This is a genomic window from Pseudomonas sp. BCRC 81390, assembly GCF_030341915.1.
GTDB lineage: Bacteria > Pseudomonadota > Gammaproteobacteria > Pseudomonadales > Pseudomonadaceae > Aquipseudomonas.
This window is the reverse complement of record NZ_JATAAG010000069.1, coordinates 96,752-116,233: the sequence shown is the minus strand read 5'-3', so window position 1 is coordinate 116,233 and position 19,482 is coordinate 96,752. Positions and strand designations below refer to the sequence as shown.

Genomic DNA, 19,482 nt, shown 5'->3' with positions numbered 1-19,482 from the left:
GTGCCTTGCGAATCGTTGTTATGAGTAAAGCCGTTGCCTGAGACCCTTGGTCTAGGTCAGCAAACCTTGAGCCAAGGTAGGCCGCTTGCGTGACAATTTGATGTAGGGCAAAGCCCGCGCAGGTGTAAGCGGGTTCCTGGCAATACAGCGTAGACCATGGGCAGACCCCGGTTTTGCGGGGCTGGCCCGATTCTGGCAGTGGGTCTGGTGCAGCTTTGTCACAGGATGTTCATCAGCCCTGCCTAGGCTTGCACTATTCTCCAAGTGCCCTGTCATGGGGCTGGACTAGTCCAGATAGGTAACCTTTGATGCAGTCGATGCCTCCGCGTGCGGTAACAGCCATCTGCCATGCCCTGCAGGAGCAGATCGAGCACGGCCTGTTGGCGCCGGGTGGCAAGCTGCCGGCGGAACGCAGGCTCAGCGAGGTGTTCGACACCACCCGCATCACCCTGCGTGAGGCGCTGGTGCAGCTGGAAGCCCAGGGCCTGATCTACCGCGAAGAGCGCCGCGGCTGGTTCGTTGCGCCCGAGCGGCTCACCTACGACCTGATCCAGCGCAGCCACTTCCACGCCATGGTGCGTGACCAAGGGCGGGTAGCCAGCACCGAATTGCTGTCCGCGCGGCTGCAGCCGGCCTCGGCCGCGATTTGCGCACGCTTGCAATTGCCGGCGCTGTCCAGCGTGGTGCGCATCTGCCGGTTGCGGCGGATCGACGGGCGAGCGGTGCTGTATGCCGAGCATTACCTCAATCCGCGGTATTTCCCGGCGATTCTCGAACAGGACCTGGCCCAGTCGCTGACCGAGATCTATGGGCGGGTGTATGGCATTCAGTATGGGCAGGTGTGCTTCGAGATCTGGCCGACGGCGTTGCCGGTGGAAGCGGCCAGCGCGTTGAAAGTGTCGGCGGGCAGCGCCGGGTTGCATATCACCCGGGTCAACAGCGACCAGCATGGACACCTGATCGACTGCGACCTCGAGTATTGGCGGCATGATGCCATCCGCATTCGTGCCCAGGCCGGGTGAGCAGGGTGCCTGGTGTCGCGATGGGGCTGCGAACCGGCCCTAGTTCGCTGCACTGCTGCCGTCTGCCATGCTCCCACCCCCGGCCGTCACCACCTGCACCGACAGGCGCGGTGTCGCCAGGTCCAGCCCGGCCTCATCCAGCTGCCGCTTCAACGCCAGGTTGAATGCCCGCGATACTTCCCACTGCTTGATCGGCGCGGTCTTGAACCGCGCCCGCAGGATCGCCGAGCCCGACTCGAAGCTTTCCACGCCCTGCAGCTCCAGTGGCGACCAGATATTGCGGCGCATCAGCGGGTCGTTGCGCAGTTTCTGCCCTACCTCGCGAACCAGGCTGATCGCCTGGTCGATGTTCATGCTGTGCGGGATCGCCACGCGGAAAATCGCGTAGCCGAACTCGCGCGAGTAGTTCTTGATGCTCTTGATCTCGCTGAACGGGATGGTATGCACGATGCCGTCGATGTCGCGCAGGCGCACGGTGCGGATGGTCAGCCCTTCCACCGTGCCCAGGTGGCCGCCGACATCCACGTAGTCATCGATGGCCAGCGAGTCCTCGATGATGATGAACAGCCCGGTGATCAGGTCGGCCACCAGCGATTGTGCGCCAAAACCGATGGCCAGGCCGATCACCCCGGCACCGGCCAGCAGCGGGGTGACGTTCATGCCCATGTTGGCCAGGGCGACGATGACCGCGATGATGAAAATGACCACGAACATGACGTTGCGGATCAACGGCATCATGGTTTGCGCGCGGGCGTTGGCCAGGCCGCGACGCGAACGCACCAGGGCGTGGTGCACGGCGGTGTCGGCGAGAATCCACACCAGCCAGGCGACAATCAGTGTGCCGGCCAGGCCCAGCAGGCGCAGGCTTATGTCGTGGCCCTCGCCCTCGGCGAAGCTGATCATCGACAGGCCCCACACGCGCAGGCCCAGTTCGATGAACACCAGCCAGATGAACAGGTGCACCAGCAGGTAGGCGAAATTGCGCAGGCGTTCGGCATATACCGCCTGGCGCCTGCTGGCCCGCTTCGGGTTGGCGGCGTGGCGGCGCACCAGGCCATTGAGCACCATGCACACCACCACCAGCACGGTGCACATCAGCGACTGGCGCAGGGCGGTGCTGGTGTCGCCGGCGGAAACGAAGGTGGCGAACAGCGAGATGGCCACCAGGATCAGCGCCGGCACGAACCAGAAGCTGCCGAGGATTTCGATGGTGTCGCTGAGGGTGCGCCGGGTCAGGCGCCGTGACAGCGGCTGGTTGCGGATCAGATGGGCAATGGGCCGGCGAAAGCGCAGGATGAACAGCCCGGTGCACAGCGCCGCGATCACGTTGGCCAAGGTCGCCAGGGTGTGGGCCAGGTGGGTGCCGAGGGCGACCGTCAGGCGTGGGTCGCTCATGGCCTCGCCGAACGCGGCGAAGCTGCCGATCAGCCACAGCGGGCGGAATGCCTGGTGGCGCAGGATATGCAGGGCGCGGTGGCGGTGCGGGCCGTCGAGCAGCGAAAAGGCGATCACGCAGATGGCCGAGAAGCAGGTGCCCACCACCAACGCATAGGCCAGCACCATGGCCAGCGACTTGCCCAGCGACGGTGGCAGCACGACGCTGAGGTACACGGTGAACACCAGCGCCACCAGCCATGGGCCCAGTTTACGCAGGGCGAAACGCACCAGGTCCCAAGTGCGGGGGTGCTGCGGCAGCTCCTCGCTCAGGCCGAAGCGCAGGCGTACCCGGTGGCCGACCCAGTTGAAGGCGTAGGCCAGCACGCTCCACACCGCAATGACCGCAGCAAAGCCGAACAGGATGGCCGGCCACTGATGAACCGGCACCATCAGGTCGCTGAGTTCGACCTGGGCCTGTTCGATTTCCGCAGCCCAGCGGTGGAACGGGCTGGCATCGCCGCTGAACTGCTTTTCAAAATCATGCAGGGCGCCGCCGATCAGGCCGAGCACGCCTTGTTCGACGTTGGGTTGCGATTGTTGCGTGGCGTCGCGCAGTTTTTTCAGGTCGGCCAGCAGCTTGGCCCGCTGCTGATCGTTTTCCAGGTTCTTGATCACCTCATCCAGCGACTTGCCCAGCGGTTCAGTGGCTTGCGGTTGCGCGGGCGTGCTACCGCCCAGCAGGCCGGGCAGGCCGGCGGCTTGGACCGGGGAAATGAACAGCAACAGCAACAGGAACAGGCAACGCAGGAGGGCGGGCACGGGCAAAACTACCTCAGGTCAAACGATGGACCGAGTGTAGAGCTTTACGACGGTAGTTGCTCCAGGATCTTCCAGCAGGTGAGGCCGAATATACCCAGTGTGCCGACCCACATCATCACCACGCCAATGTTGCGCTCGCGCAGGCTGAAGCCGACTGTCAGCAGCAACAAAAACAGGAACACCGGCACGAACAGGGACAGGAAGGGGGACATGGACAGCAATCCTTTTGCAGTGGGGCCATGTAACAAGCATAGCGGGTAGCGGGCGGAGCGGGATTGACCTTGAGCAGGCCCGGCCTCTTCGCGGGCCTGTCCGCTCCCACAGGATCATCTGTGCGGTACCTGTGGGGGCGAGCCCGCGAAGAGGCCGGGCCTGCTTACATCAAGGCAAATCGCGGCAACGATAGAAGGCGCTCAGCACCTTCACCAGGTGCGCCAGGTCATGGCTGCCGCACAGCTCGCGGATCGAGTGCATGGCAAAGGTCGGCAGGCCGATATCCACCGTACGCACGCCGAGGTGGCTGGCGGCAATCGGGCCGATGGTCGAGCCGCAGCCCATGTCGCTGCGCACCACAAAGCTCTGCACCGGTACTTCCTCGGCCATGCACAGGTGGCGGAAGAAACCGGCGGTTTCGCTGTTGGTGGCGTAGCGCTGGTTGTTGTTCACCTTGATCACCGGCCCGGCGTTGAGCTTGGGCCCGTGGTTGCCGTCGTGCTTGTCGGCGTAGTTGGGGTGCACGCCGTGGGCGTTGTCGGCCGACACCATCAGCGAGCGCTGGATGGTGCGCACGTAGGCATCGCCGTCCGGCAGCAGGCGCTGCAGGGTCTGCTCGAGCATCGGCCCGTCGGCGCCACAGGCCGAGCAACTGCCGACTTCTTCATGGTCGGTGCACACCAGCACGCAGGTTTCATCGCTGTCGGCCGCCAGCAGCGCCTGCAGGCCGGCGTAGCACGACAACAGGTTGTCCAGACGGGCGCCGGCGATGAAGTCGCCGTTCAGGCCGACCAGCGCGGCGTCCTGGGTGTCGTAGAAGCTCAGCTCGTAATCCAGCACCACATCGGCGATCAGTTCGTGCTCGCGGGCCAGCTGCTCGGTGAGCAGGGCGCGGAAGTCGATGCGCTCGTCACCCGCGACCTGGGCGAGGATGGGCGGCAGCTCGTTCTGCGGGTTGATCGCCCAGCCTTCGTTGGCGGTGCGGTTGAGGTGAATGGCGAGGTTGGGAATGACCGCGATCGGCAGCTTGAAGTCGATCAGCTGGCTTTCCACCTTGCCGTCACGGCGGTAGGTGACCCGGCCAGCCAGCGACAGGTCGCGGTCGAACCAGGGCGCCAGCAGCGCTCCGCCATACACTTCGACTCCCAGCTGCAGGAAACCCTGGCGCTGCAGCTCGGGCTGTGGTTTTACCCGCAGGCACGGGCTGTCGGTGTGCGCGCCGACCATGCGGATGCCGTTCAGCAGCGGCGCTTGCTTGCCCAGCTTGATGGCGATGATCGATGAATCGTTGCGGGTGACGTAGTAGCGGCCGCCAGGCACGGTGGCCCAGCTGTCGCGTTCGTCCAGGCGCTGGTAGCCGGCAGCTTCCAGGCGCTGGGCCAGGCTGGCGGTGGCGTGGAAGGGCGTAGGGGAGGCCTTGAGGAAGTCGATCAGGCCAGAATTCAGTGCGTCGCGCATAGCTCACTCCAGACAGCAGTGGCGCGAGTTTAGCGTATTAGGTCGACGAATTGTGCTTGCCTCTTCACGGCTAAAGTCGCTCCCACAGGGACTGCACCACCCTCGAAAGCGGTGCAGTCCCTGTGGGAGCGGCTTCAGCCGCGAAGAGGCCAGTACAGGCCGTACGAATTCAGAACGGCGCCGGGCACTCGAACTTCAACCGCTCCCCGGTCACCGGGTGGGTAAAGCTCAGCATCGATGCATGCAGGCACAGCCGCTCATGGGCCGCCAGTGCCTCGGGGTTGGCATACAGACGGTCGCCCAGCAGTGGGTGGCCGATCGACAGCATGTGCACGCGCAACTGGTGCGAGCGCCCGGTGATCGGCGTCAGCTCGACCCGGCAATGATTGCCACAGCGCTCGATGATGCGCCAGAAGGTCAGCGCGTGCTTGCCCTGCGCGTGGTCCACCACATGGCGCGGCTTGGTCGGCGGGTCGTAGCGCAGCGGCAGGTCGATGCTGCCGCTGTCCAGCGCCGGCTGGCCCCAGCACAGTGCGGTGTAGGCCTTTTCGGTTTCGCGATCATGGAACTGACGCGACAGCTCTCGGTGGCTGTCGGCATCGCGCGCCAGCAGGATGATGCCGGAGGTTTCCCAGTCCAGGCGGTGCACGATCAGCGCATCGGGGTAGCCGTTTTCCTGCAGGCGGGTGATCAGGCAGTCCTTGTTGTCCTCGGCACGGCCCGGTACCGACAGCAGCAGGGTCGGTTTGTTGATCACCAGGATGGCGGCGTCTTCGTGCAGGATCTGGATGTTGGACAGCGGCATTGCTTGGTCTCGGTCAAATCGGGGAAAACCAGAGGGGCCGCCTTGCGGCCCATTCGCGGCACAAGGCCGCTCCTACAGGGGCAATGCATAACGCCTGTAGGAGCGGCCTTGTGCCGCGAACGGGCTGCAAAGCAGCCCCAGCTTCCAGCCTGATCAGCGATCGGGCAAGGTAATGTTCAGCTCCAGAATCGAGCAGCTGCCCTGGTTTTCCAGTTCGATATGCACGTCGTCGTTGCCGATGTTCACATACTTGCGGATCACTTCCAGCAGTTCTTTCTGCAGCGCTGGCAGGTAGTCCGGCTCGCTGCGTTGGCCGCGCTCGTGCGCCACGATGATCTGTAGACGCTCTTTCGCTACCGACGCGCTGGTCTGTTTCTGTCTGCCACGAAAGAAGTCAAAAAGGTTCATGGTTTACTTGCCTCCAAACAGGCGCGCGAAGAATCCTTGCTTCGGCACTTCGATGAACCGCAATGGCTTCTCTTTGCCCAGCAGACGGTCGACGGTATCGCTATAGGCCTGGCCGGCATCGCTCTGGTCGTCGAGGATGACCGGGATACCCTGGTTGGAAGCCTTCAGCACAGCCTGGGATTCCGGGATCACGCCCTTGAGCTTGATTGCCAGGATCTCTTCGACGTCAGCGATGCTCAGCATTTCGCCCTTTTCCACGCGCTCCGGGTGGTAGCGGGTGATCAGCAGGTGTTCCTTGATCGGCTCTTCGCCGTTCTCGGAGCGGCGCGACTTGCTCGACAGGATGCCCAGCATGCGGTCGGAGTCGCGTACCGAAGAAACCTCGGGGTTGGTCACCACGATGGCTTCGTCGGCGAAGTACATGGCCAGGTGCGCGCCTTTCTCGATGCCGGCCGGCGAGTCGCAGATGACGAACTCGAAGTCTTTCTTCAGTTCCATCAGCACCTTTTCCACGCCTTCCTGGGTCAGCGCGTCCTTGTCACGGGTCTGGCTGGCGGCCAGCACGTACAGGTTCTCCAGGCGCTTGTCCTTGATCAGTGCTTGTTGCAGGTTGGCTTCGCCATTGACCACGTTGACGAAGTCGTACACCACGCGGCGCTCGCAGCCCATGATCAGGTCGAGGTTACGCAGGCCCACGTCGAAGTCGACGATGACTGTCTTGTGGCCACGCAGTGCGAGGCCGGTGCCGATGGCGGCGCTGGTGGTGGTCTTGCCCACACCCCCCTTGCCGGAAGTAACGACGAGAATCTTGGCCAAGGTGTTTCACCCCTAAATAAGACGGGACAGTTGTCCCTGCAAAATGCAAAAAATGGCAACAGATGAAAAAGTTGCTCTAAAAATGACGGCAAGTATCCGTTAAAGACGGGTGATGTTCAACACGTCACCGGACAGGCTGACTTGCACGCCGGTGCCCCACAGCGGGTCGCGGCGCAGGTCTTCGCAAACCTTGTACTGGCCGGCGATGGAGACCATTTCGGCAGTCATCTGCTGGCAGAAGATACGTGCCTTGGTATTGCCCTTGATGCCGGCCAGGGCGCGGCCGCGCATGGCGCCGTACACATGGATGTTGCCATCGGCCAGAAGTTCCGCCCCGGGGCTGACCGAAGCGGTCACCACCAGGTCGCCGCCCTGGGCGTAGATCTGCTGGCCGCCACGCACCGGCGCGGTGATGATGCGCGTCGGACGCACCTCGGGTTCGACAACCGGCGGCGGCAGCGGGGCCGGCTCGGGCTTCTTCACCTCGGGCTCGGGCTCCAGCGGTCGTTCGCGGGCACCCGACGGCGGCAGCACCGGTAGGTCGATGGCTATGGCGGCGGCAATGTCCTCGATACGGCTGGCGCGGATGGCCAGGGTGCGCAGGCCGTGGTGGCGGCAGATCCGCATCAAGCCAGGCAGGTCGATTGCGCCCACGTCGGCCGGCAGCTTGTCCAGCGCCAGCACCAGCGGCGTGTTGCTGAAGAAGTTCGGTGCCTGGGCGACTTTGGCCGCCAACTGGCGGTCAAGGGCCTCAAGGTCATTGCGCGCCAGTTCCAGCACGGTAATGGCAAGCATGCTGCCCTTGAGCTGGAACACGGAGGCGGAGTCGGGTGTGGTGTTTGGGCTCATGGTCTGCATAGACGGCTTGTTGCGAAAAAAGTGCCCTGACTTATAACGATAAGACCGGTTGCCCGCAACATGCGCTGATCCGTTGTAGAATGCGCGGCCTTTGTCTTTCCGGAAGCTTCAATGGAACGTCCGCGTTTTCGTCCCTATTTCCTTCACCCACGTTTCTGGGGCCTGTGGCTGGGCCTGGGCCTGCTGTGGCTGGTGGTCCAGCTGCCGTACCGGGTGCTGTTGAAGGTCGGTGCCGGGCTGGGGGCGGTGATGTACCGCTTTGCCGGTGAGCGGCGGCGCATTGCCGCGCGCAACCTGGAGCTGTGCTTCCCGGAGCTGTCGGTCGACGAGCGGCAGCGTCTGCTCAAGGCCAACTTCGCCTCCACCGGCATCGCCTTCTTCGAAATGGCCATGAGCTGGTGGTGGCCGAAGGCGCGGCTGGCGCGCCTGGCCCACGTCGAGGGGCTGGAGCACCTGCAGGCCGCGCAGCAGGCGGGGCAGGGCGCCATCCTCATGGCGGTGCACTTCACCACCCTGGAAATCGGCGCCGCGCTGTTGGGCCAGCAGCACACCATCGACGGCATGTACCGTGAGCATGGCAACCCGTTGTTCGATTTCATCCAGCGCAGCGGCCGTGAGCGGCATAACCTCGATTCGCTGGCCGTAGAGCGCGAGGATGTACGCGGCATGCTCAAGCTGCTGCGCTCGGGCCGGGCGATCTGGTACGCACCGGACCAGGACTACGGCGCCAAGCAGAGCATCTTCGTGCCGCTGTTCGGTATCCCGGCGGCGACGGTGACCGCCACCACCAAATTCGCGCGCCTGGGCAAGGCGCAGGTGATTCCGTTCACTCAGAAGCGCCTGGAGGACGGTAGCGGCTATCGTCTGGTAATACACCCGCCGTTGGCGGACTTCCCTGGCGAAAGCGAAGAGGCCGACTGCCTGCGTATCAACCAGTGGGTCGAGCGCGTGTTGCGCGAATGCCCCGAGCAGTACCTCTGGGCACACCGGCGCTTCAAGTCGCGGCCCGAAGGGGCGCCGCGGCTTTACGACAAGAAGAAGCGCTGAACTGATTTTGCCTGTGCCGGCCTCTTTGCGGGCTTGCCCGCTCCCACAGGTCCGTGGATTGCCAAGCCTGTGGTGATCCTGTGGAGCGGGCGTGCCCGCTAAGAGGCCGGGCCTGAAAACAACTGATCCAGGAAGGATGACATGGCCCCACCCCCGGTAACCGGTCTTATTCTTTCTGGCGGCGGCGCCCGTGCCGCCTACCAGGTCGGCGTGCTGGCCGGCATCGCCGAGCTGCTGCCTGCGGGCGCACATAACCCGTTCCCGGTCATTGTCGGCACCTCTGCCGGTGCCATCAATGCCGTGACCCTGGCCAGTGGCGCCACCCACTTCCATGACACCGTGCAAAAGCTCACGGCGTTCTGGCAGAACTTCCGCAGCCACCAGGTGATCCGCAGCGACTGGCCGGGCGTGGTCCGTCAGGCCAGCCGCTTCGTTGGCCACAACCTGCTGGGCCTGGGTGGCCCGGCGCCGGTGGCGTTGCTCGACAGCAGCCCATTGCGTGGCCTGCTGCAGGCGCATCTGAACCTGGACGGCATCGCCCATTCCCTCGCTGCCGAACAATTACGGGCCGTCGCGGTGACGGCGTTCGGCTATGAGTCCGGCCAGGCAGTTACCTTCTACCAGGGCCGCGGTACCATCGAGGCCTGGTTGCGCCACCGCCGTATCGGCATGCCCACGCCGTTGACCATCGACCACCTGCTGGCCAGCGCCGCCATCCCGCTGTTGTTCGCCCCGGTGCAGCTTGGCGATGAGTATTACGGGGATGGCGCGGTACGCCAGTCGGCGCCGATCAGCCCGGCCCTGCACCTGGGCGCCAGCCGCGTTCTGGTGGTCGGGGTCAGTGGCAACCCGCAGCGGCCAGCGCCGCCATTGCCGACCCAACGTGTGTTCAGCGGGCAGCAGCCGAGCCTAGCGCAGATCGGCGGGCACATGCTCAACAGCACATTCATCGACAGCCTGGAAGACGACATCGAACTGCTGCAGCGCCTCAACCACCTGAGCCGTCTGTTGCCGGCGCACCTCGATGCCCGGCGCCTGGGGCTGGCGCCCATCGACGTGCTGGTGGTTGCACCCAGTCAGCCGCTGGACGAGATTGCCGCTCGCCACCGGCGCGAGTTGCCGGCGGCGTTGCGCCTGTTCCTGCGCGGGCCGGGGGCGACCCGGACCAGTGGCGCGGGGGTGTTGAGTTACCTGTTGTTCGAGGCCAGCTATTGCAGTGAGCTGATCGAGCTGGGGCGCAGGGATGCCTTGGCCAAGAAGCGGGAGCTTTGCCAGTTTCTGGGGATTTGATGTTGCCTGTGCCGGCCTCTTCGCGGTAACCCGCTCCCCTAGCGACTGCACGCCCCTCAGGTATTGTGCGATCCCTGTGGGAGCGGGTTTACCCGCGAAGAGGCCAGGCCCGCTTACTCGGCTATCTGCAGCTTGCGCGCCTGGGTATACACATAGCGCACCTTTTCATACTCGAACGGCGAGTTGAGCTGGCCGTAGCGGAAGTTGGTGGTGTAACGCTTGTCCACCACGCGCAGGGCAAAGAGTTCCGGGTGGTCACTGCTGGCTTCGGCCACGTTCAGGTAGTTGATCGCCTGCTCGCCGGCATAGTCCACCACCAGCCCGGTGGTATCGCGCAGGTTCGACGGGCCCAGCACCGGCAGCATCAGGTATGGGCCGTCCGGCACGCCATAGAAGCCCAGGGTCTGGCCGAAGTCTTCGCTCTGGCGCGGCAGGCCCATCTTGGTCGCCGGGTCCCATAGCCCCCCGACACCGATGATGGTGTTGAACATCAGCCGCGCGGTGATCTCCGCCGAGCGCTTGGCCTTGAGCTGCAACACACTGTTGAACAGGTTCGGCACATCGCCCAGGTTGTTGAAGAAGTTGCTCACGCCAGTGCGCACGAAGCGCGGCGTGACGTACTGGTAACCGCTGACCAGCGGCAGCAGCACCCATTGGTCGAGGCGGTAGTTGAAGTGGTAGATGCGGCGGTTGATCGACTCCAGCGGGTCGTACACGTTCAGCGCTTCCAGGGTCGAGCGTTCGAACTCGCGCTGGTCCAGCCCCGGGTTGAATTTCAACTCGCGCAACGGGTCGAGGAAGCCGTCGGCCTCCGGCGTCAGCGGCGCGCTGGTGACCTGCGGGTCGGCCTCGATCACGCTGGCACGCGGGGCGGTTTCGGCAGCCAGGGCATGCCCGGCGGCGAACAGGGCAGTGGCGAAGAGGAGTTTGTTAACCACGGAAGAACTCCAGCATGGCGTCACTGTTGACGCGGTAATTGAGGTTGCCGCAATGGCCGCCGTGGGGGTAAAGGGTCAGGCGGTCGCCGAACACCTTGCGCAGGAAACCGATGTCGCCCGGGCCGAGGATGACGTCGTCGGCGTTGTGCATCACGGCGATCTTGTCGCTGCTGCGCAGGTAGTCTTCCAGGGCATACAGGCTGACCTGGTTGACCAGCTGCAGGATGCTGTTGCCGTCGGTGCGGGCGCGCCACATGGGGATGACCTGCTCGGTCATGTAGCAGTCGAAGTCGCACTGCAGCGCGCGCTTGAAGAACGGCGTGAGGCTGCTGCCCTCGGTGATCGGGAACTTCGGCGGAATGATCAGGCCGCGGCGGTTGATCAGGTCCGAGGTGAAGGCGATGTCGGCTGCGGAGAAGCGGAACGACGTGCCGATCAGCATGGCCATCTGTTCGTTGGACAGGTGCTGGCGCGACTGCTGGAAGTCGTACAGCAGGGCTTCATTGAGGTCGATGTAGCCCTTGTCCTGGAAGTAGCGGGTCAGCTTGGCCAGCATCAACTCATAGAACGTGGTACTGCGGTCGATGCCCTTGACCTGGGTTTGCACCAGCTTGTCGAGGTTGTTGATCGAGGTGTACAGGTTCACTGGCGGGTTCAGCAGCAGCACGCGCTTGAAGTTGAAGCTGCGGCGGGTTTCGTCCAGGTGGCTGACAAACGCCGCATCCAGTGCCCCCAGGCTGTAGCCGGTGAGGTAGAAGTCGCTGACCGGCAGGCGCGGGTGCTGCGCACGCACCGCCTGCATCACCCGGTACATGTCTTCGGCATCTTCCTGGCTGACGCCGGGGGTGGCGAAGCGTGAGGCAGCGCTCATGAAGTCGTAGCTGGTAGGTGACGACAGTTGCACCACATGGAAGCCGGCCTGGTAGAACAGCTTCTTCAGGTATTCGTTGATGCTGCTGCTATAAGGGGCGCCCGTGCCGGCGATGATGAAGATCAACGGTGCCTGACGGTCCTGGCGGGCCAGGCGGTACTTGAGCTTCTTCACCGCCCAGAAATTGTCGGGCAGGCTGAATTCACGCTCCGGGCGCAGGTTGAGGCTGTAGTCGGACTGGTTGATTTCGTCATCGCCGGGCAGGGTAGGGCGCTGCTCCGGCGGCGTCGTGGCGATGGTGGCCTCGAACGGGTTGGTCAAGGGGTAGCCATAACTCGCGGCGTCGATATCCCGCGCCGAAGCGGCCACAGCCATGAGCAGGCCGCCGAGCAAGGCAGCGAGGCGCAAAGATCGAAGCATGTAATCCCCCAAAAGAACGCAAGGTCGAGCAGTGTGCAGGCTAGGACCACAGCGGGCCGGGCAAAGTTGCCAGGCGTGGTGGCCTTTTGTGTACTTGTTATCTGCAACATAGCTGCAGGGTTGTGATTTTGCCTTACAACAAGGCATCAGCGATCATGGATGCTTTCGATTACCGCTATTGGAGAACCGGATGTCTCGTTCGCTGCCGCCTGCGCTGCTTGTGCTGTTTCTGGGGCTGTGGCTTGCTGCCAGTTATGGTGTGCGCTATGGGCTGATGGAGGACGCGCAGTGGGTAGGGCTGTGCACCGCGCCGGCGGCTTATTGGCAATGTGAGGTGCGCTCGTTGCTGGGGCTGGGCATTCATCATCAGGTGCTGGCCTGGGGCGGGCTGGGGCTGGCGTTGCTGGCGCAGGTCATCGGCGGCCGTCGTGGCTGGTGGCTGGCGCTGCTCGGGCTGGTCTTCGCGGTGCCGGCGCTGGTGCTGTATACCGCCAGCATGGCGACGTTTGCGCTGGTACTGGCGGGGTTGCGGTTGGTGCGAAATGCTGGGGCTACGCCGTCTCTATAGGAGCGGCTTCAGCTGCAATCACCGGCACAGGCGGTGCCATACACCGCGTCGCCTGCTTCGCGGATAAATCCGCTCCTACCTGTTGGCGCTATTCCTCTAGATACAACGAGCTGCCTGGTGTCGCGGTGGGCCACTCCTGCCGGGTATCTGCTTTCAGGCCTTGCGAGTAATGCGCAAACTGCGCCACAACGCCGCCGTCATCAGCAAACTGACCAGCGCCCACAGCCAGGCCTGCTGGTTCTCCAGCCCTTCCACGAACAACTGCGGCGCCACCCCGGCACCCACGATGAACGCCAGCAATGCCACTTCCGCCCGCCGCGCCGGTACCGGCCATAGCGCAAACACCAGCGCCGGCAAAGCCAGCGCTGCGCTGGGGAAGCTGCGATAGCGTGGGTCAAACACCATTGCCAGCATGCTCACCGCAGCGGCAAAGCCCGCCGCCAGCAACAGCCAGCCCGCCCGTGCGTGCAGCCAGGCGAACAGCCGCTCGCGCCAGCCGCCGCGCCGTGCCAGGGCCAGCACGGCATGGGCCAGCACCAGCAGGTTAAGCCCCGCCAGCAACAGCGCCCACAGCCATTCCCCGGCAAACCGTGCATGGGTGCGCATCAGCTCGCCCCACAGCCCCAGGCAACCTGCGCCAAACGCCGCCAGCAGCGGTAACAGCAGCGCCGCTGCCGGTGTAGCGGGGCGCCCGGCCAGCATCAGCATGGCCGCCGCCAGCAGCGCACTGGCCAGCAACCACTGCGGCCAGTGCGGCAAGTTGCTTACTGGCCCTTCGAGCACGCCCTTGTCCTGCCGGTCGGCATCGTAAAGCCCCCAGTAACCGCCGACCGCCCCTTCGTTGGCGCGCTTCCATGGCTGGTCGAACGCCTCGATCAGGTTGTAATGCCAACCGTTGCTTTGCGCCATGGCGACGAAGCCGCGAATGAAGCGAGCCTCGTTGACCCGGCTCGGTACCGCTGTCTCGCGCTGGCGGCCTTCGCTGGGCCAGCCGGTCTCGCCGATCAGGATGTCCTTGGGCGCGAAGCGCGTGCCGAATACCCGGCGCACATCGGCGACATGGGCCAAGGCTTGATCGATGCCACGCGGGTCGTCCTCCCAGTACGGCAGCAGGTGGATGGTGAGGAAGTCCACCGCCGGCGCCACTTGCGGGTGCTGCAGCCAGAACTCCCACACATCGGCGTAGGTCACCGGCACCTTTACCTGGCTTTTCACCCGGGCGATCAAATTGGCCAGCTGGGTGCCGGTGACTTCCTTGCGCAGCAGCGTCTCGTTGCCGACGATCACCGCGCTGACCACGTCGGGGTTGGCGTTGGCGGCGGCGATCAGCAGCTCGATTTCCTTCTCGGTGTCGGCCGCGTGGGCGTTGACCCAGGCGCCCAGTATCAGCTTCAGCCCATGTTTGCGGGCCAGCGCCGGAATTGCCTCAAGACCGGTCTGGGAATAGGTGCGGATGCACTGGAATCGCTCGGCGAGCAACGCCAGGTCGGCGTCCATGCGCTCCGGGCGCAGGCGGAACGGGCGGTCGTAGGGCGACTGGTCCTTGTCGAACGGTGTGTACGAGGCGCATTGCAGCTTGTGCGTCGGGCTGGCGGCGTCGGGCAGTCGCACCGGCTTGCCGAGCCCGTACCAGAGCCCTCCCAGCCCCAGCAGGGCGAGCAGGCAGGCAAGCAGGTACAACGGCAACAGCAGGCGGGCAGAGCGGGGCATCGGGCGGTCCATCGTCAGGTGCAAAAGGCTAGATAGTAGCCTGACGCCAAACCTTTGGCATGCAAGGATCGCGCAGGTCGGCGCTGGGGGATGGCGCTAATGGCATAGTGCTGTCGCATATGGGCGGGTACAGGTCGCACGTGGAGCAGGTCGCCCGGTGTGGCAGGAAGATGATGCAATCTCCTAGACCTGACGAGGGGATGCTTTGATGGCTGCTTTGAGAAAAATGCGACGTTTCCTGGGTGTGGGCACCGCCTTGGTAATGGCCATGGGCGCTGCACAGGCAATGGCTAAAGAAGTAAGCATTGGTTACGTGGATGGTTGGGCCGACAGCGTGGCAACCACCAACGTGGCCGCCGAAGTGATCAAGCAGAAGCTCGGCTACGACGTCAAGCTGCAGGCTGTGGCCACCGGGATCATGTGGCAGGGCGTGGCTACCGGCAAGCTCGATGCCATGTTGTCGGCCTGGTTGCCGGTGACCCATGGCGAATACTGGGCCAAGAACAAGGACAACGTGGTCGACTACGGCCCTAACTTCAAGGACGCCAAGATCGGCCTGATCGTCCCCGAGTACGTCAAGGCGGTGAGCATCGCCGACCTCAAGACCGACGATACCTTCAAGCAGAAGATCGTCGGCATCGACGCCGGTTCCGGGGTGATGCTGAAGACCGAGCAGGCCATCAAGGACTACGACCTGACCGGCTACAAGCTGCAGGCCAGCTCCGGTGCGGCGATGACGGCAGAGCTGGGCCGTGCCTACAACAAGCAGCAGTCGATCGCGGTGACCGGCTGGGTACCGCACTGGATGTTCGCCAAGTGGAAGTTGAAGTTCCTCGAAGACCCGAAAGGCGTGTATGGCGCTGCTGAAACCGTGAACAGCATCGGCAGCAAGGAGCTGGCGAGCAAGGCGCCGGAAGTGGCGGAGTTCCTGAAGAAGTTCAGCTGGCAGTCGAAGGACGAGATTGGCGAGGTGATGCTGGCGATCCAGGAAGGGGCCAAGCCTGAAGCGGCGGCCAAGGACTGGGTGGCCAAGCACCCTGAGCGCGTGAAGGAGTGGACCGGCAAGTAACAACCCGTCAGGGCCAGTTTTGCTGCTTCCGGGCACGCCCGCTCCCACAGGAACTGCACCGACTTCAAGGGCAGCGAAAATCCTGTGGGGGCGGGCGTGCCCGCGAATGGGCCTTCACATGGGCCTTCACTTTGTTACGCAACGGGTAAAACACCGTTGCATCTAAGACTAAGGTCGTCTGGTTGGCGTCCGACAGCCGCATAAAGTAGGGGTCGTGGGTTCTCCCCTATCTGTGCTGCTAGGACAAAAACAATGAACGACAGCATTTACCTCTCGATACAAAACAGCCCCCGTTTCAAGGAGCTGGTCACCAAGCGCGAACGGTTCGCCTGGATCCTCTCGGCGATCATGCTCGGCCTGTACTGCGCCTTCATCCTCCTGATCGCCTACGGTCCGCATATCCTGGGTACCAAGCTCAGCCCGGACTCCTCGATTACCTGGGGCATTCCCCTGGGCGTCGGCCTGATCGTCTCGGCATTCGTGCTGACCGCCATCTACGTGCGCCGCGCCAATGGCGAGTTCGATGAGCTGAACAAGGCCATCCTGAAGGAGGCGCAACAATGATTCGACATGCCAAAACCTTGGCCGTACTGGCCTGCGGTGCCTTCGCACCCGCCGTGTGGGCCGCCGATGCCCTGACCGGCGAGGTGCAGAAACAACCGCTGAACGTTTCCGCCATCGCCATGTTCGTGGCCTTTGTCGCCTTTACCCTCGGCATCACCTACTGGGCTTCCAAGCGCAACAAGTCGGCTTCCGACTACTACGCCGCAGGCGGCAAGATCACAGGTTTCCAGAATGGCCTGGCAATTGCCGGTGACTACATGTCGGCGGCCTCGTTCCTGGGCATTTCCGCGCTGGTGTTCACTTCCGGCTACGACGGCCTGATCTACTCGATCGGCTTCCTGGTCGGCTGGCCGATCATCCTCTTCCTGATCGCCGAACGCCTGCGCAACCTGGGCAAGTACACTTTTGCCGACGTGGCCTCGTACCGCCTCGGGCAGAAGGAGATCCGCACGCTGTCGGCCTCCGGTTCGCTGGTGGTGGTAGCGTTCTACCTGATCGCGCAGATGGTCGGTGCCGGCAAGCTGATCGAGCTGCTGTTCGGCCTGGACTACCACGTGGCGGTGATCCTGGTCGGTATCCTGATGTGCCTGTACGTACTGTTCGGCGGCATGCTGGCCACCACCTGGGTACAGATCATCAAGGCCGTGCTGCTGCTGTCCGGGGCCAGCTTCATGGCGCTGATGGTGATGAAGCACGTGGGCTTCGACTTCAACACGCTGTTCTCCGAAGCGATCAAGGTGCACGCCAAGGGCGAAGCGATCATGAGCCCGGGCGGCCTGGTCAAGGACCCGATCTCGGCCTTCTCGCTGGGCCTGGCACTGATGTTCGGTACCGCCGGCCTGCCGCATATCCTGATGCGCTTCTTCACCGTCGGTGACGCCAAGGAAGCGCGCAAGAGCGTGCTGTATGCCACCGGTTTCATTGGCTACTTCTACATCCTGACCTTCATCATCGGCTTTGGCGCCATCCTGCTGGTCAGCACCAACCCGGACTTCAAGGACGCCGCTGGCGCCCTGCTGGGTGGCAACAACATGGCAGCGGTGCACCTGGCCAATGCCGTGGGTGGCAGCGTGTTCCTCGGCTTCATCTCGGCAGTGGCCTTCGCCACCATCCTCGCGGTGGTTGCCGGCCTCACCCTCGCCGGTGCCTCGGCGGTATCCCACGACCTGTACGCCAGCGTATGGCGCAAGGGCAAGGCCAACGACAAGGACGAGATCCGCGTGTCGAAGATCACCACCGTCGCCCTCGGCGTACTGGCGATCGGCCTGGGCATCCTGTTCGAGAAGCAGAACATCGCCTTCATGGTCGGCCTGGCGTTCTCCATCGCCGCCAGCTGCAACTTCCCGGTACTGCTGCTCTCGATGTACTGGAAAAAGCTGACCACCCGTGGCGCCATGATCGGCGGCTGGCTGGGCCTGGTCAGTGCGGTGACGCTGATGATCCTCGGCCCGACCATCTGGGTACAGATCCTCGGCCACGAAAAGCCGATCTACCCGTACGAGTATCCGGCACTGTTCTCGATGCTGATCGCCTTCGTCGGTATCTGGTTCTTCTCGATCACCGACAAGTCCAAGGCTGCCGAAGACGAACGTGCGCTGTTCTTCCCGCAGTTCGTGCGTTCGCAGACTGGCCTGGGAGCATCGGGCGCTGTTTCGCACTGATCCTCACGGCAATGAAAAAACCGCGCTTCGGCGCGGTTTTTTCTTGTCTGCGGCGCTAGATCATGCCTAGCAGCAACAACACCAGCAGGATCACCAGCACCACGCCGATGATGCCGGACGGGCCGTAGCCCCAGCTGCGTGAATGTGGGAAGACCGGTAAGCCACCAATCAACAGCAGAATCAGGATGATGATCAGAATCGTGGTCATGACGGAGTCCTTGCGTGGTTGGGGGTCAAGGGCCTCGGACTGCTGGCCTCTTGTAGATTGGGACCGACGCCGCTTGGGAAAGATTCCATTGGTGTACGGGCAGTGCTGGCACGGACGCATGCTGCCCCATTCACTACCCTGATGAACCCTGCCGTTACCCTGGCCCTTGTTTAGACTCCAGTCACTCTTCATGCAAACAAGGCCAGCCACCATGCAAAACCGCATCATGATCACCGGCGCCGGGTCCGGCCTCGGTCGCGAGATCGCCCTGCGCTGGGCGCGCGAGGGCTGGCGCCTGGCGCTGGCCGACGTCAACGAAGGCGGCCTGCGCGACACCCTGGAAGGCGTACGCAAGGCCGGCGGCGACGGCTTCGTCCAGCGCTGCGACGTGCGTGACTACAGCCAGCTCACCGCCCTGGCGCAGGCCTGCAGCGAGCAGTTCGGCGGCATCGATGTGATCGTCAACAACGCCGGTGTCGCCGCGGGCGGGTTCTTCGCCGAATTGTCGCTGGAAGACTGGGACTGGCAGCTCGCGATCAACCTGATGGGGGTGGTCAAGGGCTGCAAGGCGTTCCTGCCGCTGCTGGAGCGCAGCAAGGGGCGCATCATCAACATCGCTTCGATGGCGGCGTTGATGCAGGGCCCGGGCATGAGCAACTACAACGTGGCCAAGGCCGGCGTGCTGGCCTTGTCGGAGAGCCTGCTGGTGGAGCTGCGCCAGCTCGAAGTAGCGGTGCATGTGGTGTGCCCGTCGTTCTTCCAGACCAACCTGCTGGATTCGTTCCGCGGGCCTAACCCGGCGATGAAGGCGCAGGTGGGCAAGCTGCTGGAGGGATCGCCGATCAATGCTGCGGAAATCGCCGACTACATCCACCGGCAGGTTGCCGCCGGCGAATTCCTGATCCTGCCCCACGAAGCCGGGCGCCAGGCCTGGCAACTGAAACGCCAGGCGCCCGAGCGGCTGTATGACGAGATGGCCGACATGGCAATGAAAATGCGTGCCAAGGCCCATTCACGATGATTGGTCTGTAAGACAAATTACTTCGTTATGTAGGGCGCTTCTGAATCGCCGCGGAACTATTGAGTAGCCAGATGTCCGCAAGGCAGGCTCCGGTTTTCCCTTTCGCTGGAGGACTGGAGCATGTTGGTAATAGGACGCGAAGTGGGGGAGGTCATCATGATCGGCGATGACATTCGGCTCATGGTGGTGGACGCGCGCGACGGGGTAGTGCGCTTTGGCGTGGATGCACCGCGCGAGGTGCCGGTGCATCGGGCCGAGGTGTACAAGCGCATCAAGGACGCCAGGCAAGACGCCTGCCCTGGCCAGTGTTCCGGTAGACCCGCCCGCACACGGGGTTGA

The 19,482-nt window shown here is 63.7% G+C and carries 20 protein-coding genes; 9 read left to right on the top strand and 11 right to left on the bottom strand.

The annotated features are described in order from the left end of the window. The first annotated feature begins 308 nt into the window (after positions 1-308). Positions 309-1,022, top strand: coding sequence for a UTRA domain-containing protein (locus QSV36_RS21925; RefSeq protein ID WP_289134411.1), 714 nt, complete (start codon positions 309-311; stop codon positions 1,020-1,022). Between the two features lie 39 nt (positions 1,023-1,061). On the opposite strand, the gene QSV36_RS21920 is transcribed toward QSV36_RS21925, so the two are convergent. The 7 genes from QSV36_RS21920 to minC all read right to left on the bottom strand — a co-directional run bounded on the left by QSV36_RS21920 (position 1,062) and on the right by minC (position 7,776). Beyond that, positions 1,062-3,218 carry a mechanosensitive ion channel family protein gene (locus tag QSV36_RS21920; protein WP_289134409.1) on the bottom strand — a complete coding sequence of 719 codons (2,157 nt, stop codon included), beginning with the start codon at positions 3,216-3,218 and terminating at the stop codon, positions 1,062-1,064. Between the two features lie 44 nt (positions 3,219-3,262). Beyond that, positions 3,263-3,430 (bottom strand): hypothetical protein, encoded by a 168-nt coding sequence (locus tag QSV36_RS21915; RefSeq protein WP_178076400.1) that lies wholly within the window; start codon positions 3,428-3,430, stop codon positions 3,263-3,265. A 169-nt stretch (positions 3,431-3,599) separates the two neighbouring features. Further along, a complete protein-coding gene (locus QSV36_RS21910; protein ID WP_289134404.1) occupies positions 3,600-4,889 on the bottom strand; it encodes a M18 family aminopeptidase in 1,290 nt (429 codons plus the stop codon). Positions 4,890-5,058: 169 nt separating this feature from the next. After that, positions 5,059-5,694, bottom strand: a complete 636-nt coding sequence (locus tag QSV36_RS21905) for an RluA family pseudouridine synthase (protein WP_289134403.1) — start codon at positions 5,692-5,694, stop codon at positions 5,059-5,061. Positions 5,695-5,847: 153 nt separating this feature from the next. Then, the gene (gene minE, locus QSV36_RS21900; protein WP_003252572.1) at positions 5,848-6,102 is read right to left on the bottom strand and encodes a cell division topological specificity factor MinE; all 255 of its coding nucleotides are present in this window, start codon (positions 6,100-6,102) and stop codon (positions 5,848-5,850) included. Between the two features lie 3 nt (positions 6,103-6,105). Then, positions 6,106-6,918, bottom strand: coding sequence for a septum site-determining protein MinD (minD, locus tag QSV36_RS21895; RefSeq protein ID WP_019097102.1), 813 nt, complete (start codon positions 6,916-6,918; stop codon positions 6,106-6,108). Between the two features lie 99 nt (positions 6,919-7,017). Beyond that, complete coding sequence (minC, locus tag QSV36_RS21890; protein WP_289134399.1) at positions 7,018-7,776, bottom strand: septum site-determining protein MinC; 759 nt, start codon at positions 7,774-7,776, stop codon at positions 7,018-7,020. Positions 7,777-7,887: 111 nt separating this feature from the next. On the opposite strand from minC, the gene QSV36_RS21885 reads away from it, so the two are divergent. After that, a complete protein-coding gene (locus QSV36_RS21885) occupies positions 7,888-8,823 on the top strand; it encodes a lipid A biosynthesis lauroyl acyltransferase (protein WP_289134397.1) in 936 nt (311 codons plus the stop codon). A 141-nt stretch (positions 8,824-8,964) separates the two neighbouring features. Then, entirely contained in the window at positions 8,965-10,113 is a 1,149-nt protein-coding gene (locus tag QSV36_RS21880; RefSeq protein WP_289134395.1) for a patatin-like phospholipase family protein, read from the top strand. A gap of 113 nt (positions 10,114-10,226) precedes the next feature. Here QSV36_RS21880 and QSV36_RS21875 read toward each other — a convergent pair whose 3' ends face one another. Together QSV36_RS21875 and mlaY are read right to left on the bottom strand one after the other, a co-directional pair. Continuing rightward, the gene (locus QSV36_RS21875; protein WP_289134393.1) at positions 10,227-11,051 is read right to left on the bottom strand and encodes an MlaA family lipoprotein; all 825 of its coding nucleotides are present in this window, start codon (positions 11,049-11,051) and stop codon (positions 10,227-10,229) included. Further along, entirely contained in the window at positions 11,044-12,342 is a 1,299-nt protein-coding gene (gene mlaY / locus QSV36_RS21870) for a lipid asymmetry maintenance lipase MlaY (protein WP_289134391.1), read from the bottom strand. Before mlaY ends, QSV36_RS21875 begins: the two co-directional genes overlap by 8 nt. Before the next feature lie 190 nt (positions 12,343-12,532). Here mlaY and QSV36_RS21865 point away from each other — a divergent pair, with 190 nt between their 5' ends. Then, complete coding sequence (locus QSV36_RS21865) at positions 12,533-12,910, top strand: hypothetical protein (protein WP_289134389.1); 378 nt, start codon at positions 12,533-12,535, stop codon at positions 12,908-12,910. A 153-nt stretch (positions 12,911-13,063) separates the two neighbouring features. Here QSV36_RS21865 and QSV36_RS21860 read toward each other — a convergent pair whose 3' ends face one another. After that, positions 13,064-14,632 carry a glycoside hydrolase family 17 protein gene (locus QSV36_RS21860; RefSeq protein WP_289134387.1) on the bottom strand — a complete coding sequence of 523 codons (1,569 nt, stop codon included), beginning with the start codon at positions 14,630-14,632 and terminating at the stop codon, positions 13,064-13,066. A 196-nt stretch (positions 14,633-14,828) separates the two neighbouring features. Between QSV36_RS21860 and QSV36_RS21855 the strand changes: the two genes are divergently transcribed. From QSV36_RS21855 to QSV36_RS21845, 3 genes are all read left to right on the top strand, one after another. Continuing rightward, entirely contained in the window at positions 14,829-15,689 is an 861-nt protein-coding gene (locus tag QSV36_RS21855) for a glycine betaine ABC transporter substrate-binding protein (protein WP_289134385.1), read from the top strand. Positions 15,690-15,941: 252 nt separating this feature from the next. Beyond that, a complete protein-coding gene (locus tag QSV36_RS21850) occupies positions 15,942-16,253 on the top strand; it encodes a DUF485 domain-containing protein (RefSeq protein ID WP_289134383.1) in 312 nt (103 codons plus the stop codon). Further along, positions 16,250-17,914 (top strand): cation acetate symporter, encoded by a 1,665-nt coding sequence (locus tag QSV36_RS21845; protein WP_289134382.1) that lies wholly within the window; start codon positions 16,250-16,252, stop codon positions 17,912-17,914. Before QSV36_RS21850 ends, QSV36_RS21845 begins: the two co-directional genes overlap by 4 nt. Positions 17,915-17,969: 55 nt before the next feature. Here QSV36_RS21845 and QSV36_RS21840 read toward each other — a convergent pair whose 3' ends face one another. Further along, positions 17,970-18,122 carry a DUF3309 family protein gene (locus QSV36_RS21840; RefSeq protein WP_003252624.1) on the bottom strand — a complete coding sequence of 51 codons (153 nt, stop codon included), beginning with the start codon at positions 18,120-18,122 and terminating at the stop codon, positions 17,970-17,972. 211 nt (positions 18,123-18,333) lie between these two features. On the opposite strand from QSV36_RS21840, the gene QSV36_RS21835 reads away from it, so the two are divergent. Next, positions 18,334-19,143, top strand: coding sequence for an SDR family oxidoreductase (locus QSV36_RS21835; RefSeq protein ID WP_289134380.1), 810 nt, complete (start codon positions 18,334-18,336; stop codon positions 19,141-19,143). A gap of 120 nt (positions 19,144-19,263) precedes the next feature. After that, on the top strand, positions 19,264-19,482 hold the full coding sequence (gene csrA, locus QSV36_RS21830) for a carbon storage regulator CsrA (RefSeq protein WP_289134378.1): 219 nt from the start codon (positions 19,264-19,266) through the stop codon (positions 19,480-19,482).

Coding starts and splice junctions, on each gene's coding strand:
- QSV36_RS21925 (WP_289134411.1), top strand. CDS start 309: ATGCAGTCGATGCCTCCGCGTGCGGTAACAGCCATCTGCCATGCCCTG.
- QSV36_RS21915 (WP_178076400.1), bottom strand. CDS start 3,430: ATGTCCCCCTTCCTGTCCCTGTTCGTGCCGGTGTTCCTGTTTTTGTTG.
- QSV36_RS21910 (WP_289134404.1), bottom strand. CDS start 4,889: ATGCGCGACGCACTGAATTCTGGCCTGATCGACTTCCTCAAGGCCTCC.
- QSV36_RS21905 (WP_289134403.1), bottom strand. CDS start 5,694: ATGCCGCTGTCCAACATCCAGATCCTGCACGAAGACGCCGCCATCCTG.
- minE (WP_003252572.1), bottom strand. CDS start 6,102: ATGAACCTTTTTGACTTCTTTCGTGGCAGACAGAAACAGACCAGCGCG.
- minC (WP_289134399.1), bottom strand. CDS start 7,776: ATGCAGACCATGAGCCCAAACACCACACCCGACTCCGCCTCCGTGTTC.
- QSV36_RS21885 (WP_289134397.1), top strand. CDS start 7,888: ATGGAACGTCCGCGTTTTCGTCCCTATTTCCTTCACCCACGTTTCTGG.
- QSV36_RS21880 (WP_289134395.1), top strand. CDS start 8,965: ATGGCCCCACCCCCGGTAACCGGTCTTATTCTTTCTGGCGGCGGCGCC.
- mlaY (WP_289134391.1), bottom strand. CDS start 12,342: ATGCTTCGATCTTTGCGCCTCGCTGCCTTGCTCGGCGGCCTGCTCATG.
- QSV36_RS21865 (WP_289134389.1), top strand. CDS start 12,533: ATGTCTCGTTCGCTGCCGCCTGCGCTGCTTGTGCTGTTTCTGGGGCTG.
- QSV36_RS21860 (WP_289134387.1), bottom strand. CDS start 14,632: ATGGACCGCCCGATGCCCCGCTCTGCCCGCCTGCTGTTGCCGTTGTAC.
- QSV36_RS21855 (WP_289134385.1), top strand. CDS start 14,829: ATGGCTGCTTTGAGAAAAATGCGACGTTTCCTGGGTGTGGGCACCGCC.
- QSV36_RS21850 (WP_289134383.1), top strand. CDS start 15,942: ATGAACGACAGCATTTACCTCTCGATACAAAACAGCCCCCGTTTCAAG.
- QSV36_RS21845 (WP_289134382.1), top strand. CDS start 16,250: ATGATTCGACATGCCAAAACCTTGGCCGTACTGGCCTGCGGTGCCTTC.
- QSV36_RS21840 (WP_003252624.1), bottom strand. CDS start 18,122: ATGACCACGATTCTGATCATCATCCTGATTCTGCTGTTGATTGGTGGC.
- QSV36_RS21835 (WP_289134380.1), top strand. CDS start 18,334: ATGCAAAACCGCATCATGATCACCGGCGCCGGGTCCGGCCTCGGTCGC.
- csrA (WP_289134378.1), top strand. CDS start 19,264: ATGTTGGTAATAGGACGCGAAGTGGGGGAGGTCATCATGATCGGCGAT.